The sequence below is a fragment of the Arcanobacterium canis genome (assembly GCF_029625435.1).
Lineage (GTDB): Bacteria > Actinomycetota > Actinomycetes > Actinomycetales > Actinomycetaceae > Arcanobacterium > Arcanobacterium canis.
This window is the reverse complement of the sequence record NZ_CP121208.1, coordinates 1,490,809-1,506,785: the sequence shown is the minus strand read 5'-3', so window position 1 is coordinate 1,506,785 and position 15,977 is coordinate 1,490,809. Positions and strand designations below refer to the sequence as shown.

The 15,977-nt window shown below is 55.9% G+C and carries 14 protein-coding genes; all 14 read left to right on the top strand.

Features of this window, described 5'->3' with window-relative positions; translation table 11 throughout:
- The first annotated feature begins 174 nt into the window (after positions 1-174).
- The 14 genes from P7079_RS06745 (at position 175) to P7079_RS06680 (ending at position 15,967) form a co-directional block, all read left to right on the top strand.
- Positions 175-1,470: a geranylgeranyl reductase family protein gene (locus tag P7079_RS06745; RefSeq protein ID WP_278012512.1), complete on the top strand. Its 1,296-nt coding sequence runs from the start codon at positions 175-177 to the stop codon at positions 1,468-1,470.
- Between the two features lie 105 nt (positions 1,471-1,575).
- Positions 1,576-1,935 carry an NADH-quinone oxidoreductase subunit A gene (locus P7079_RS06740; protein ID WP_278012511.1) on the top strand — a complete coding sequence of 120 codons (360 nt, stop codon included), beginning with the start codon at positions 1,576-1,578 and terminating at the stop codon, positions 1,933-1,935.
- Between the two features lie 2 nt (positions 1,936-1,937).
- Positions 1,938-2,498: an NADH-quinone oxidoreductase subunit B gene (locus tag P7079_RS06735; protein ID WP_340689358.1), complete on the top strand. Its 561-nt coding sequence runs from the start codon at positions 1,938-1,940 to the stop codon at positions 2,496-2,498.
- Positions 2,495-3,193 carry an NADH-quinone oxidoreductase subunit C gene (locus P7079_RS06730; protein ID WP_278012509.1) on the top strand — a complete coding sequence of 233 codons (699 nt, stop codon included), beginning with the start codon at positions 2,495-2,497 and terminating at the stop codon, positions 3,191-3,193. The genes P7079_RS06735 and P7079_RS06730 overlap by 4 nt, the downstream gene beginning before the upstream one ends.
- Positions 3,194-3,213: 20 nt before the next feature.
- On the top strand, positions 3,214-4,539 hold the full coding sequence (locus P7079_RS06725; protein WP_278013627.1) for an NADH-quinone oxidoreductase subunit D: 1,326 nt from the start codon (positions 3,214-3,216) through the stop codon (positions 4,537-4,539).
- Positions 4,539-5,216, top strand: coding sequence for an NADH-quinone oxidoreductase subunit NuoE (nuoE, locus tag P7079_RS06720; protein WP_278012508.1), 678 nt, complete (start codon positions 4,539-4,541; stop codon positions 5,214-5,216). The genes P7079_RS06725 and nuoE overlap by 1 nt, the downstream gene beginning before the upstream one ends.
- A complete protein-coding gene (nuoF, locus tag P7079_RS06715; RefSeq protein ID WP_376986679.1) occupies positions 5,180-6,553 on the top strand; it encodes an NADH-quinone oxidoreductase subunit NuoF in 1,374 nt (457 codons plus the stop codon). The genes nuoE and nuoF overlap by 37 nt, the downstream gene beginning before the upstream one ends.
- The gene (locus P7079_RS06710; protein WP_278012507.1) at positions 6,550-9,132 is read left to right on the top strand and encodes an NADH-quinone oxidoreductase subunit G; all 2,583 of its coding nucleotides are present in this window, start codon (positions 6,550-6,552) and stop codon (positions 9,130-9,132) included. The genes nuoF and P7079_RS06710 overlap by 4 nt, the downstream gene beginning before the upstream one ends.
- Positions 9,129-10,463, top strand: a complete 1,335-nt coding sequence (gene nuoH, locus P7079_RS06705; protein WP_278012506.1) for an NADH-quinone oxidoreductase subunit NuoH — start codon at positions 9,129-9,131, stop codon at positions 10,461-10,463. The genes P7079_RS06710 and nuoH overlap by 4 nt, the downstream gene beginning before the upstream one ends.
- Positions 10,456-11,151 (top strand): NADH-quinone oxidoreductase subunit NuoI, encoded by a 696-nt coding sequence (gene nuoI / locus P7079_RS06700; protein ID WP_376986682.1) that lies wholly within the window; start codon positions 10,456-10,458, stop codon positions 11,149-11,151. Before nuoH ends, nuoI begins: the two co-directional genes overlap by 8 nt.
- Positions 11,148-12,179: an NADH-quinone oxidoreductase subunit J gene (locus P7079_RS06695; RefSeq protein ID WP_278012505.1), complete on the top strand. Its 1,032-nt coding sequence runs from the start codon at positions 11,148-11,150 to the stop codon at positions 12,177-12,179. The genes nuoI and P7079_RS06695 overlap by 4 nt, the downstream gene beginning before the upstream one ends.
- A complete protein-coding gene (gene nuoK, locus P7079_RS06690; protein WP_278012504.1) occupies positions 12,179-12,478 on the top strand; it encodes an NADH-quinone oxidoreductase subunit NuoK in 300 nt (99 codons plus the stop codon). Before P7079_RS06695 ends, nuoK begins: the two co-directional genes overlap by 1 nt.
- Before the next feature lie 16 nt (positions 12,479-12,494).
- Complete coding sequence (nuoL, locus tag P7079_RS06685; RefSeq protein WP_278012503.1) at positions 12,495-14,435, top strand: NADH-quinone oxidoreductase subunit L; 1,941 nt, start codon at positions 12,495-12,497, stop codon at positions 14,433-14,435.
- An 11-nt stretch (positions 14,436-14,446) separates the two neighbouring features.
- Positions 14,447-15,967 (top strand): complex I subunit 4 family protein, encoded by a 1,521-nt coding sequence (locus P7079_RS06680; protein WP_278012502.1) that lies wholly within the window; start codon positions 14,447-14,449, stop codon positions 15,965-15,967.
- Positions 15,968-15,977: the final 10 nt, after the last annotated feature.

Here is a 15,977-nt window from a genome sequence, read left to right as displayed (position 1 = left end):
AAAATGTGGGCAAAGGGCGTATCCCTTGCCCACATTTTTCATTTCGGAGCGTGCAACTGTGGTCCTGTGAGCTGATATATACGGCACAAAACTCTTTCGTAATTCGGCTGGTGTTAATTACTTTTCCCTTGAATGACGCGGCTAGACTAGTTTGGAATAAGTAATAAAAAGCCAATGGTGGTCGGGGAGGGCAGATCTGTGCGGATTGAGCAAGCCACAGTTGTCGTGGTTGGTGGCGGCCCAGGCGGTGCATCAACTGCGCACTATCTCGCGAAAAACGGGATCGACGTCCTCGTCGTTGAAAAGGCCATCTTCCCGCGTGATAAGACCTGTGGTGACGGGCTCACCCCACGAACTGTTGTTGAGCTTGTGCGCATGGGAATGGCGATGCGTGAAGAGGACGGTTGGGTTCGAAACTACGGAATCCGTGGCGCTGGTGCTGGAAATGTCGTAGAAGTGCCGTGGCCAATACTCGCATCGCAACCGAATTATGGTTCGGGACGACGCCGTGAAGTGCTCGATGAAGAACTGATTCGCCACGCCCAGGCGTCTGGTGCGCGCCTCCTGGAAGGAATCACTGTCACTGGTGCGATTCGTGATGGCAAGGGTCGCGTCGTTGGGGTGACCGCTCGCGAGAGTGCTGGTGCGAAGGAAGAATATGAAATTCACGCAGATTTCGTCGTCGATGCGGGCGGCGTCTCAGCTCGCTTAGCAACCTCTGTCGGACGTGAAAAGGATCCGAAGCGTCCAATGGGTGTCGCTGTGCGCGCCTACTTCCGTTCGCCTCTGGCCACCACCACATTGATGGAATCGCAGCTGGAGTTGTGGGCGGGCAAGCCAGGTAAATCTGAGCAACTGCCGGGTTACGCGTGGATTTTCCCGGTCGGTGAAGGACTCGTCAACGTCGGACTGGGGTCTTTGTCATCGACAGCAGCGCCGACAGGGATCGACTACCGTAAGGTCTTCAAAACCTGGCTCGAAAACACTCCCGCCGAATGGGAACTCACCGAAGAGAATCAGGTCGGCAAGATCAAGAGTGCCGCGCTTCCGATGGCATTTAATCGTCAGCCTTTATACGCCGACGGCCTTGCCCTCGTCGGCGACGCCGGCGGCATGGTGTCTCCTTTCAATGGTGAGGGAATTGCGTACGCACTTGCTTCGGGTCGTATTGTGGCGGACTATCTCACGCAGGCGCTCGTGCGCACCAATGATCGTGAGCGTGACGCTGTGATGGAAGGCTACGTTGAGACGATGCGAAACGAGCTGGGTGGTTACTACACGCTTGGACGCGCGTTTGCGTGGCTCATTGAGAAACCGGCGATTATGCGTGCGTGCGTGAAGTATGGCCTGCCAAGAAAAACTCTGATGAAGCTGGTGATGAAGCTCTTATCGGACGCCTATGACCGACGTGGTGGTGACTGGATGGATCGTGTGATCACTGCGGCAACGAAGGTGGTGCCGCGGGCGTGAGACAGCTTGGACGGAAAATGTCTCCAACAAGTTATACAGTGTCAGTGAAAGCTCTGAGCGAAAAACTCGGGGCTCGGAACGTTTAAAGAAAAAGGTGGAGGTCCAATGTCTGGAAACATTCCGATCCTCATTATGATCGCGGCGGCACTCGCAATTGCCGCCGGCGGTCTGATGATGAGTGCAATTCTCGGTCCGAAGCGCTACAACCGCGTGAAGGTATCGAACTATGAGTGTGGTGTGGAAGCTACCCCGAATGCAGGCAGTGCTGGCCGTTTCCCGGTGAAGTACTTCCTGACGGCGATGACATTCATTGTGTTCGATATCGAGGTTGTGTTCCTCTACCCGTGGGCTGTCAATCACGAAGCTCTTGGCCTCGGCGGCATCATCGCAATCGGTGTCTTCGTCGCCCTGATCACCGTGCCGTTCTTGTATGAGTGGCGGCGTGGCGGACTTGAATGGGAGTAATGATGAGTGAAGTAAACATGGACACGGATCCAGGCAAGGCGCTCGGAGCTATTGAAAGCGTGTTGGGGTGGGCGAAGGCTCGCTCTATTTGGCCAGTGACGATGGGACTGGCCTGTTGTGCAATCGAAATGATGGCATTCGGAGCAGTTCGTTTTGACGCTTCACGAATTGGAATGGAAGTCTTTCGAGCATCGCCGCGTCAGGCAGATCTCATGATTGTCTCTGGCCGAGTCTCGCAGAAAATGGCACCTGTCGTGCGTCATACGTATGACCAACTCATGGAGCCGAAATGGGTGATTTCCATGGGCGTCTGTGCATCGACTGGCGGCATGTTCAACAACTACTCCGTGGTCCAAGGAATCGACCATATCGTTCCCGTTGATGTCTACTTGCCGGGTTGCCCTCCACGCCCGGAGATGCTCATCAATGCGATTTTCGAGTTGCGTAATGGAGTAATCGAAGGTGCGCCGATTGGCGAACATCGTAAGCGTGTGGCTCGTGCAGCTGAAGAAGCTGCCCTGAAGGCAATGCCCCTCGAGGATAAGAAGGGACTTTTGAGGTGAGCAATAACGAAATTGCGCCTGCGGGCGCAGTCGGCCCCGAAGTGATCGCCCGGCGATCTGGTATGTGGGGCGTGAAAGACAGCGGTGATACGACGGGATTTTCTACGCAACGTGAAATCGCCGTCGTCGCACCTCCAGCAACCCGCCCGTACGGAGGCTGGTTCGACGACGTCGTCGATATCATCCTCGAACTCGGTGCAAGTGACGGTTTCGCTCCTGAACAACTCATCGAAAAAGTGTCAACGCAAAACGGCCAACTCGTGATTTTTGTGCCGCGTGACAATCTGCTGACTGTCGCTCGTTACTGCCGCGACGATCAGGATTTGCGTTTTGAGATGACACTCGGCGTTTCTGCAGTTCACTACCCGCAAGATCAGGGCCGCGAGCTCCACGGGTACTTCCCTCTCTTCTCGTTCACGCATAATCGCATGATTGCCCTGGAAGTGACCGCTCCCGACGACGATCCACGTATGCCGTCGCTCGTGTCGGTGTATCCGGGGGACGACTGGTCCGAGCGTGAGGCATTCGATCTGATGGGAATTGTGTTCGACGGACATCCTGCGCTCGTTCGTTCGGCGATGCCTGACGATTGGGTCGGTCACCCCCAGCGCAAGGACTACCCACTCGGGGGTATTCCCGTTGAATACAAGGGCGCAGTCGTTCCGCCGCCGGATACCAGGAGGGAGTACAACTGATGGCAGATCAGCCTCGCGCAATGGGCGCAATTAATGAAGCAGAAGTCGCCGGATACGGTTCGTACGAATCGGCCGGCGGGGATTGGGCAGATATTGCTCGTGAAGCCGAGGAAATTGGCGAGGAGCATATCGTCGTCAATCTCGGACCGGTTCACCCAGCAACCCACGGCGTTTTGCGTCTGCAATTCGAACTCGACGGTGAATACGTTCGCGAAGTGAAAGCTTCGACCGGATTCCTTCATACTGGTATCGAGAAGAACATGGAGTACCGCACCTGGACTCAAGGCGTTGCGTACTGCACCCGAATGGATTATGTGGCCCCAACCTTCCAGGAAGTTGCTTACTGCCTGGCGGTAGAGAAGTTGCTCGGGATCACTGACCAGATTCCGCAGCGTGCCAGCGCAATTCGCGTGCTCCTGATGGAATTGACGCGCATTTCTTCCCACATCGTGGCCGTCGGCTCAGCCGGAAACGAGCTTGGCGCGACGACGATGCTGACCCTCGCTTTCCGTGCGCGTGAAGATATCCTGCGTATCATGGAGGACATCACCGGTCTTCGTATGAATAACGAGTTCATCCGCCCAGGCGGAGTTCTTGAAGACCTCCCAGCAGGCGGGACCGACTACATTCGTGAGCTCCTGCCCAAGGTTCGTTTGACGATTTCAGAAATGATGGATCTCACCCTCGATAACCCGATCTTTAAGATCCGTCACGAGGACGTTGCTGTCTCTCCGCTGACATCCATGATGGCGTTGTCAATGACAGGCCCCTCACTTCGTGCTGCTGGTCTGCCAGCGGACCTTCGTAAAACGCAGCCATACTGTGGTTACGAAAAGTACGAGTTTGACGTACCTGTTCGTGATAAAGCAGACGCCTACACGCGTGTGCAGATTCGTTTTGAAGAAGCTCTTCAGTCTATTCGCATCTGCTATCAGGTTCTCGATGAGCTTGATCGCACCGAAGGCGAACCCGTCATGATTGCTGACAAGAAGATCGCTTGGCCAGCACGTCTCTCGATTGGATCGGACGGCCAAGGTTCCTGTGCCGAGCACGTCGAGGAAATCATGACCCAATCAATGGAATCCTTGATCCACCATTTCAAACTCGTCACCGAAGGCTTCCGCGTTCCCGCAGGTCAGGCATACCAGCTGGTGGAGCACGCTAAGGGAATTCTTGGCGTCCACGTCGTTTCCGATGGTGGTACCCGCCCCTACCGCGCACACTTCCGTGACCCAAGCTACAACAACCTACAGTCGCTCGCCCTGATGTCTGAGGGATCGTTCCTCGCTGACACCATCATGGCTCTCGCGGCTATCGATCCTGTGATGGGAGGAGTTGATCGCTGATGGCTACCCCGTACACCCCTGAGGTAGAGGAGCGCTTGCGCCGTGAAGGTGCAGAAGTGATTGCGCGTTACCCACAGTCGCGCAGTGCTATCATGCCGCTGCTGCACCTGGTTCAGTCTGAGGATGGTTTTTGCTCTCCACGAGGCATCGCACTTGTTGCGGATCTTCTTGGCCTGACGAAGGCAGAAGTTTCCGCCGTTGCCACTTTCTACTCACAATATCGCCGTCACCCCAACGGTGAATACAATGTTGGCGTTTGCACCAATGCGTTGTGTGCTGTCATGGGTGGTGACGCAATTTGGGAAGAGTTGACCAATTACCTTGGCGTCGGACATGACGAGACCACACCGGACGGCAAGATCACTCTTGAGCAGCTCGAATGTAATGCCGGATGTGACTATGCGCCGGTGATCATGGTCAACTGGGAGTTTTTCGATAACCAGACCCCGACGTCGGCGAAAGAAATCGTTGACGACATCCGTGCTGGTCGCGATATCCACCCCACTCGTGGACCTGAAAAAGTTCATACTTTCAAGGAAATCGAGCATGTGCTCGCAGGATTTGAAGACGGCCACGTCAACGAAGGCCCGTCGGCCGGTCCGGCGTCACTTGCTGGTCTCGAAATCGCTCGCGAACGCGGATGGAGCGCACCACAACCGGAAGGAGAGGCACAGTGACTCAATACAGCGCACCAGGCACGCTCTCACCGGTCCTGACAGATATGTGGGACAAGGAGCGCTCATGGACTTTGGATGCGTACCGTGCAAACGGCGGGTACAAGGGCCTGGAGAAAGCATGGCAGATGGCGTCCGAGCCTGGTGCCATCACCAACCTCGTGAAGGAATCTGGCTTGCGTGGCCGCGGCGGTGCAGGCTTCCCGACCGGTCTGAAATGGTCATTCCTTCCACCTGCCGACGGTGGTCCGCGTTACCTCGTGGTCAACGCAGACGAATCTGAGCCAGGTACCTGCAAAGACATCCCGCACCTGATGGCCAATCCTCACCTTCTCATTGAGGGAATGGCGATCTGCTTGCTCGCCATCGGGGGCAATCGTGGATTTATCTACTTACGTGGCGAAGTCGTTCACGTTTACCGACGTCTGATGGCGGCAGTGCGTGAGGCACGTGAAGCAGGAATCTTGGGAACCGGGCGCGGACCGAACCGAGATTATGACCTCGACATCACCGTTCATGCTGGCGCCGGCGCCTACATCTGCGGAGAGGAAACAGCACTTCTCGATTCGCTTGAAGGCTACCGCGGTCAGCCTCGTCTCAAGCCCCCGTTTCCTGCTGCTGAGGGTCTTTACGCACGCCCAACGGTGATCAACAATGTGGAATCGATTTCGTCGATTCCAGGAATTTTGGTTAACGGCACTGAGTGGTTCCAGGCGATGGGTGCCAATACGAAGAACTCTCGTGGGCACGGAATTTTCTCCTTGTCCGGCCACGTGAAGCGTCCAGGCCAATACGAGGCCCCGTTTGGTATCACCATGCGAGAGCTGCTCGAACTTGCTGGAGGAATTCGCGAAGGACACGAGCTCAAGTTCTATGCCATTGGTGGCTCATCGGCACCTCTGTTTACCCCTGATCATCTCGATATTCCTTTGGGTTATGAGGAAGTTGCTGAGGGTGGGTCGATGCTTGCAACTCGTGCGATCCAAGTTTTCGATGAAACGGTGTCAGTGGTTCGAGTTGTGTCGCGTTGGGCTGATTTCTACCAGCACGAATCATGCGGCAAATGTACCCCATGCCGAGAAGGCACATTCTGGATGCGCCAGATTATGCATCGTTTCGAAGCAGGAACTGCAAAGGAATCCGATATCGATCTGATCGATGAAATTGCTTCGAATATTGCGGGTCGTTCATTCTGTGCGCTCGGCGATGCTGCGGCAACTCCGATCAAGAGTGCCATCAGTTTATTCCGTGACGAATTTGTCCTGGGGACAAAGAAAGCTGCCTCGCAGCTGTACCCGCCTGAGAAGTCTGTTGTGTTTGGCGAAGTAGGTGTCAAATGAGTGAAAAAAATACTCCGGTCGAGCTTGTGACCGTCCATGTTGACGGCAAGGAAGTATCGGTTCCGAAGGGCACGCTGATCATTCGCGCAGCGGAAAAAGTTGGCGTCCATATTCCGCGTTTCTGCGATCACCCGCTTCTGGCTCCGGCTGCTGCGTGCCGTCAGTGTCTCGTTGAAGTTGCAGCCCCAGACCGTGAAGGAAATGTCCGCAAGATGCCAAAGCCGCAGCCATCGTGTGCTGTGACGGTTTCTGAGGGGATGGAGATCTCCACCGGTGCAACCTCCGAGGTTGCCAAGAAAGCCCAGAAGGGCGTGATGGAGTTTCTCCTCATTAATCACCCGATGGATTGTCCCGTGTGTGACAAAGGTGGCGAGTGCCCGCTGCAGAATCAGGCGATGACTGACGGACGCACGACGTCGCGATTTGTGGATATTAAGCGTACATATCCGAAGCCGATTTCAGTGTCCACGCAAATCTTGCTCGATCGTGATCGTTGTATTTTGTGCCAGCGCTGTACACGTTTCTCGGCTCAGATTGCCGGCGATGCCTTTATCACTCTTCAAGGCCGCGGCGGGGGCACTCCAGGGTACGGGGTTCACTCGCTTCCTGGCTCTCAGGTAGGTGGCTTCGACGGAACTGTGCTCGGTTTCCAAGATGTTGATGGGGCTCATGCACCAGTAGTCAGTAATGACTTCTCCGGACCAGGTGGCGAAAGTGGCCTCGCGGAAGGCTTTGCCGCTGGCCCGATGGTGCCAATGCAAACGGCTGCGGATGGCCGTTCATTCGCGTCCTACTTCTCAGGAAACGTGATCCAAATTTGCCCAGTTGGCGCACTGACATCAGCTGCCTACCGTTTCCGCGCTCGTCCTTTCGATCTGGTTTCCGTACCAGGTGTCACCGAACACGATGCTTCCGGCTCCGCGATCCGCGTAGATTACCGACGGGGTGAGGTTGTTCGCCGCATGGCCAGCGAAGATATGGAAGTCAACGAGGACTGGATCACTGACAAAGATCGCTTTGCCTTCCGCTGGCAGCAGTCCTCTGATCGTCTTTCCTACCCCCGCTTAAAGGGCGTTTACGAACCAGTTTCCTGGTTTGAAGCGATCAACGAGGCTGCCAAGGGCCTGACGGCTGCGAAGGCCAAGGGGGTGGGCGTCATCGTTGGCGGCCGCGCTACCTTGGAAGACGCATATGCTTATGCGAAGTTCGCACGCGTCGTCCTGGGTACGAACGACATCGATTTCCGCACTCGTGCAGGTTCAGAGGAAGAAAACGAGTTCCTTGCTTGCGCAGTTGCAGGCACTGGCCTCGGCGTGACCTATTCGGACATTGAGCGTGCCTCTCATGTCCTGACTGTCGGTCTCGAAGCAGAAGATGAAATCGGTTCGGTTTTCTTGCGTCTGCGTAAGGGAGTCCTTGCCAAGACCACCTCCGTTTCCGTGATCTCGGCATACAAGTCACTGGGAACATCAAAGATGAATGCACGTTTCATCCCCGCTGTTCCGGGCACCGAAGCCGAAGTCCTTGGTGCAATTGCCGACGCCGGTGAGGGGATTTTCGGCGAGACATTCGCTGATCTAGCTCAGCCGGGTTCTGTCATTTTGGTGGGGGAGCGAACCTGCGCAACTCGCGGTGCGCTTTCCGCAGTAGTGGCACTGGCCCAGCGTACCGGCGCGCGCCTCGCGTGGATCCCACGTCGTGCAGGTGACCGCGGTGCTCTTGACGCTGGTGCGATGCCAAATCTCTTGCCGGGAGGCCGACTCGTCTCAGATCCAGCAGCGCGCGTGGACGTCGCCTCAGTGTGGGGTGTGGATTCGCTTCCGGAAAACGTCGGTCGTTCGACTGGTGAAATTCTCGATGCCGCACGCCGTGGTGAACTTGGTGCTGTGCTTCTCGCAGGAGTTGAGCTTGCGGACTTGCCTGCAGGTGCTCAAGAGGCACTCGATCACGTTTTCACCGTCCAACTCGAAGTGCGCGATACGCAAACCCTTGCGCTCGCTGATGTGGCTTTGCCAGTGGCTCCTCCCGCAGAAAAGGGCGGAACCTTCGTGAACTGGGAAGGGCGTTTGCGGCCCTTCGGTCAGGCGCTGACTTCGACACATCTGCCAGATCGTGCTGTTCTCAATGATTTGGCTAGCCAGATGGGCATTGAACTTGGGTTGGATACCCTTGAAGCTGCGGTAAACGAATACACCCAGTTGCGCACGTGGGATGGCGCGCGTGCTCAGGTGCCATCGACGTCGGCTGCTCCGGCGCCGATCATTGCTCCTGGCCAGGCAGTACTTGCCTCCTGGAAGCAGATGCTCGATCTTGGAGCTCTTCAGAGCAACGAGCCGCACCTGGCGGCAACAGCTCGAAAGTCTGTGGCTTTGGTGTCGCCTGCTACCGCTCGTGGTGCTGGCGCTGACAAGTCACTGACCATTACGGGACCTGCTGGTTCAATCACTCTGGATCTTCAGGTGGTTGCCATGCCCGACGGCGTCGTGTGGGTTCCGCAGAATTCTTCCCTCTCGCAGATTGCGCTCATCGGCGCTCAGGCGGGCGACGTCGTCACCATCTCCAAGGAGGCCGCAAAGTGAACCACTTCTTGACAGTGGGTGGGGTTGCCGCCGACTTCTCGCAAGATACCTGGTGGATCTGGGTGATTAAGGCTGTTGTGGCCGTGGTCTTCTTGATTCTGACAGTGATCTTCGCGTTGTGGGTCGAGCGCAGGCTCCTCGCTCGTATGCAGAACCGAGTCGGGCCAAACGTCGTCGGACCATTTGGACTCTTCCAGTCGTTCCCCGATGCACTGAAACTTCTGGTGAAGGAAGACTTCAACCTGCGCGGAGCTGACCGCGGGGTGTACTTCGTTGCACCAGCGATTTCAGCTCTCGCCGCTTTCACTGTGATTGCAGTGATTCCCTTTGGCCCAGAAGTTTCACTCTTCGGTCATCACACTCCGGTCCAGCTCGCTGATTCGCCCGTGGCGATGTTATTTGTGCTGGCGGTTGCTGCTCTTGGCGAATATGGATTGGTCTTCGGTGGATGGTCGGCAAAGTCCACGCTTCCGCTCTACGGCTCGGTTCGAAGCGCAACGCAGATGATTTCTTATGAGCTTGCTCAGGGACTGTCACTCGTGACCGTCTTCCTCACAGCGAATACCATGTCTACCTCAGGAATTGTGGACGCGCAGGGTTCGTTGTGGAACGTCATCTTGTTGATGCCGGCATTCTTGATTTTCTTGGTCACGATGTTTGGTGAAGCCAACCGACTCCCATTCGATCTGCCCGAAGCTGAAGGTGAGATTGTCGCCGGCCCTCACACCGAGTACTCGTCGATGAAGTTCGGATGGTACTACCTGTCCGAGTACATCAACATGTTCAACTTGTCGATGCTCGCCACGACATTGTTCTTTGGTGGCTGGCACGCTGATCCGATGACCACAGCGGTCTTTAGCTTGTGGGGTGGAGATCCGAACATTGGATGGTTCCCGGTCTTGACCTTCCTGCTCAAGACCTGGACTTTCATGTGCGTCTTCATTTGGGTCCGTGGCACTTTGCTCCGTTTCCGCTATGACCAATTCATGAAGCTCGGCTGGAAAGGCCTGATTCCATTCGCACTTGGGTGGCTGGCATTAGTGATGATTGCTGTGGGAATCAACATGGCCTACCCGATTAATCTGCGCGCTGTCATGGTGATTTTGGCAATCGGCTATTCCCTGATCATGTTGATCGTGGCTTTCGGGGATGATCGTGTCACACCGACTCAAGACGAAGTCGAAGTTGCACGTGCGCAGGAAGAGTTCACTGGATTCGAAAATGGCTATCCGGTTCCGCCGTTGCCAGGACAACAGTTGCCGCCGTCCCCGCGCGCAGGACGTCAGTCAGCACGCGTTACTCGCACACTTGAGGAGGCCGAAAATGTCTGAAAATACGAACGAAAATCTGCAGCGTTTCGATCAGCCCGATCCTGAGCAGTACAGCCCAAACAAAAAGGGTCCAATCGGCCGTATGCTGTCGCCCGTGGCCGGATTTGGCGTGACATTCTCGACGTTGTTCCGTCCAGTTGTGACCGAGCAGTACTTGCCCAATACGGGGAAGAAAAAGAATGAGGCTCATATCCGTCCTCGTTACCACGGCCTTCATAAGCTCAACCGCTATGCTGACGGACTGGAAAAGTGCATTGGCTGTGAGCTGTGCGCATGGGCGTGCCCAGCGGACGCGATCCTCGTCGAGGCTGACGCGAATACCCCCGATGCCCAGTATTCGCCGGGGGAGCGTTACGGACGCGTTTACCAAGTTAACTACCTGCGATGCATCTTTTGTGCATACTGCATCCAAGCGTGCCCAACACGCGCTTTGACGATGTCGAATGAATTTGAGATCGCTGGCCAGACACGCGAGTCGATGATCTACGAGAAGGAAAACCTCCTCGTTCCATTGGCAGAAGGTATGTTGCAACCGCCTCATCCGATGGTTGAGGGGACAACTGACGCTGACTACTACAAGGGCAATATCACTGGTCCAACTCAGAACCAGGTCGATTGGGTGCGCGAGCACCGCCCAGATGATCCGTCCCTTGAGACAGTACAGGTTGTGGAGGTGAACGAACGATGACACAAGCTGCAATTTCGCTCTCGACGGCGGAGGCCGTAGGATTCTTTATCATCGCGGCGCTGATGGTTGTCGCTGCGGCGTACGGTCTGTTGATTGCTCGCAAAGCTGTCTACACCACGATTTCCGTGATTTTCGTGATGGTCTGTCTCGCCGTGCTGTACACCATGCTGGAAGCTCCTTTCATGGGTGTCGCCCAGGTGGTCGTCTACACGGGCGCAATTTTGATGATGTTCTTGTTCGTCCTCATGCTGGTTGGTGTTGACTCAGCCGACTCTGGACATGAAACGCTCAAGGCTCAAAAGCCGGTTGCAATTCTTGGCGGTCTCGGTATCGCAGCGATCTTGATCGCAGTGGTCTTCGGTTTTGTCGGCACAGGGTTCGACAAAGCGCCAGCGAATTTGAAACAAGATCTCTTCCCCGTCGGCCTGGAAGCAGCAAACGCAAACGGCAACCCCGTCGGTGTATCGCACGTGATCTTCAATAATTTTGTTCTCACGCTCGAAATCACCGGCTGCCTTCTGATCGTTGCAGCGCTGGGTGCGATGACGCTGACTCATCGTGACAAGGTCCATTCGCGTCTGACACAAAGTGAGAGTGCGACCCAAAAGATGCTCGACTTCACCGAAAAAGGCATCCACCCAGGACATCTTCCAAATGCTGGTGTGTTCGCAGAGTCGAACTCGTCAACGAATCCATCGCTGACATACGGTGGAAAACCTGCTAAAGGCTCGATTAACCGTGTTCTGGCCATTCGTGGACAAGGGCGTTCGTTGCCTGAGGTGTCGCCAGGTGCGGTCGATATCATCACCAACGGCCCTGGCTTGCACGGCCCATCCACATACGGCGCCGTCACACGTGCATCTGTTCCTGGTATGCCAGGCGTGGCTGCCCCCGACTATGAGGCGGCAGCGAAGCGACACCAACTCGCGACGGGAAAAACACAAGAAGTGGACGCGCCTGAGGCCTCCGACGTCGTCGAAGAACACCAGGTCACTGAAACGCACACCGAAAAGGGAGAGGAAAAGTAATGGACCTTCTGTGGTACGTGGCGCTGGCCGTCGTGCTTTTTACCCTCGGCGCAGCAACTGTTCTCACCCGACGCAACGGCGTGATTGCACTTCTCGGAGTGGAAATCATGCTGAATTCCGCGAATCTTGCGCTCGTCAGCTTTTCACGCATGTGGGGCGATCTCCAGGGGCAGGTTTTTTCCTTCTTCGTCATGGTCGTTGCTGCTGCAGAAGTCGTGGTCGGGTTGGCGATCGTGGTGTCCATCTTCCGAACCCGTAGGTCCGCCTCGCTTGATGGCGTGAACCTTCTCAAACACTGAAAGCAGGTGTGAATAGATGAATCTGTACATGATGCCCGTCGCTCCAGTGCCAGCCACTGGAATGGCGGCAAATGTGTGGCTCGCGGTTGCCATTCCGCTCGCTGTAGCGCTCCTGCTTCTTGTCCTCGGACGTCAAGCGGACCGATGGGGTCACTGGCTCGCAATCGCTGCGTCGAGTGCGTCCTTCGTGATCGGTCTGATCGCAACGATCGGTCTTCTTGGAGTGGATGCTTCGTCCAGAGTGACCGAATCTGTGCTCTACTCGTGGTTGCCAGGCACTGAGCTTCAAGTCGATCTGGCCACGCGCTTCGATCCGCTTTCCGCCACCTTCGTCATGCTGGTGACTTTCGTCGGCACCCTGATCCACATCTACTCGGTGGAGTACATGGCACACGACGTCGATCGTCGTCGCTTCTTCGCCTACCTCAACCTGTTTGTGGCATCGATGCTCATGCTCGTCCTTGGCAATTCGTATCTGACACTATTCCTCGGATGGGAAGGCGTTGGCCTGGCATCATACCTGCTCATTTCCTTCTGGAATTTCGTTCCGGAATATGCGACAGCTGGTAAGAAGGCGTTTGTCATGAATCGTGTGGGCGACCTCGGAATGCTCATTGCGATGATGGCGATGGTATCCGTGTTCGGCTCAGTCAACTTCTCTGTAGTCGAGGCGGGCGCCTCGAAAGCGACGACGGAGTGGATGACTTTCATTGGTCTATTCTTGTTGCTCGCAGCGTGTGGTAAGTCGGCACAGTTCCCGTTGCAGGCATGGTTGGGTGATGCAATGGCAGGTCCGACGCCAGTGTCAGCACTGATCCACGCAGCGACGATGGTGACGGCGGGTGTTTACCTCATGGTTCGCTCGGGTGCGATTTATCTCGCTGCTCCGACTGCGTCCCTTGTAGTGGCGATCATCGGTCTGATCACCCTCGTCTTTGGAGCTGTCGTTGGTGCTGCGAAGGATGACATGAAGAAAGTCCTTGCAGCTTCGACCATGAGCCAGATCGGCTATATGATGCTTGCTGCTGGACTTGGCCCGGTCGGTGCCGCCTTCGCGATCTTCCACCTCGTCACCCACGGTGCATTCAAGGCCAATATGTTCCTTGGTGCTGGTGCTGTGATGCACGCAATGAACGACGAAGTCAACATGCGTGGTTTCGGAGGCTTGTTCTCGCGTATGAAGATCACGGCCGTAACATTCATGTGCGGTTACCTCGCGATTATCGGTTTCCCGTTCTTATCCGGATTCTTCTCCAAGGACAAGATCATCGAAGCAGCCTTCGTCGGCGAGGGCGCGCGCCCGTGGATCTTCGGATTCATCACCGTTGCCGTCGCCGGCCTGACCGCGTTCTACATGTCGCGCTTGGTCTTCATGATCTTCTTCGGGAAGGCGCGATGGAGCGATCATGGGGATCAGGCACATCATCCGCACGATCCAGGTCCATTGATGTGGGTACCGATGGCCATTCTTGCGCTCGGTTCACTCGCCCTCGGAGGCATCCTCAACGTCGTTGGCTTTATTTCGTGGCTTTCTCCATCAATCGGGCAAACACCTCATCATGAGCCAGTTCTTGCGCCGATCGCGATCACCGTGATGACCCTCGTTGCCGTCGCAGTGGGAGTCGGAATTGCTTGGAAGATGTACATTGCGGTTGAGGTTCCCGCTACTGCACCGCAAGCCAATGCGCTCGTTCGTGCTGCACGCGCTGATCTCTACCAAGATGCGATCAACGAAAACCTCGTCATGAAACCGTCAATGATTGTGGCAACCGGCACTGCTGTTGCTGACCACGAGTTCGTTGACGGCGCAGTGCGTGGTATCGCAAAGGGATCGTTCGGTGCAGGACATATCATCGGTAAGCTCCAAAACGGTTTCGCTCGGAGCTACGCAAGCTTGATGACCGCTGGTGTGCTTCTTGCGCTTATTGTGGTTATCAGCGTTGGCCTAGGAAAGTAGGAGGAAAGAACATGATTTCCAACGCAGCCTTCCCTTGGCTGACATTTTTGATTGCCCTGGTGGCACTCGCCGCTGTGATGCTGTGGCTCGTGCGACCGCTTCGTCGGGTGGCGCGCCACTACGCCCTGGCAGTTTCCGTGCTTGTCTTCGTGCTCTTCGCCGTCGCCTTCGCCACTGGCTACCACACGGATCACATCTCCTTGTATGAGTCCTACCGCTGGATTCCTCAAATCGGTGTGACCTGGACAGTGGGTATTAACGGCCTTCAGGCAGTCATGATTTTCCTTGCGACCTTCCTCGTCCCCGTTGTCATCCTTGCCGAATATGGTCAAGATGACACGGAGGAGTCCTATGGTTTCTTCGCCTGGGTCCTTGCTCTTGAAGCAGTGATGATTGGACTTTTCGCGGTTCAGGATCTCTTCGTTTTCTACGTGCTCTTCGAAGCACTCGTCATTCCGATGTACTTCCTCATCGGGCGATACGGCGGCGAGAATCGCAAGCCTGCGGCGATGAAATTCTTGGTGTACTCCCTCGTCGGTGGCTTGATTATGCTCGCCGGAGTGATCGGGGTGTACGCGTACGGTCCAGGTGGGAGCGACGCCTATCTCTACTCAACGCTGGCACAGGGGCTCAACGCTTCCGAAACCGCTCAACTGTGGCTGTTCGGCTCATTCTTCATCGCATTCGCAATCAAGGCGCCGATGTGGCCATTGCACACCTGGCTTCCTGATACGGCTGCTGAAGCGACGCCGGGAACCTCGACACTCTTAGTCTCCGTGCTCGACAAGCTGGGGACCTACGGCATGATCGTCATCTGTGTGCCTCTCTTTCCTCGTGCTGCCCTCGGGCTTTCGGTGACGATCATCGTGCTCGCGCTGATCTCGATTTTCTGGGGTGCGCTCATGGCAGTAAAGGCTGATAACCTTCTGCGCCTGGTTGCCTACACCTCGGTGTCCCACTTTGGCTTCATGGTCATGGCAATTTTCTCCGGCTCAACACTGGCGATGACCGGTGCGATGGTCTACATGGTGGCTCACGGAATTTCGACAGCCGGCATGTTCTTAGTCGTGGGTTTCCTCGCACGCCGTGGCAACTCCTACCTGATCTCCAGTTACGGCGGGTGGCAACGTGTCACGCCGTTGATCGCAGGAACATTCCTCGTCAGCGGTTTGGCGACGATTGCTCTTCCTGGCCTGTCGGGGTTCATTCCGGAATACATGACGTTGATGGGCACGTTCCAAACAGTTAAGTGGGCCGCACTTGCCGCTGTTCCGGCTGTCGTGATCGCTTCTGTTTATGTCTTGTGGCCGTATCAGAGAGTATTTACTGGTCCGAAGCCGGACGTGGACGTTGAGGATATGAGGGCGACTGAAAAGACTGCGATGGGTCTGATTCTTGCTGCGATGCTGTGGCTCGGATTCTACCCAGCGCCGGTTATCGACCTCGTCTCCACCCCAGCAGCTTACGCTGTGTCGGTCATGGCTCAGGTATCAACCACTGAGAATATCGTTCTCGAAGGGAGCAACAAGTGAACGCAACGAT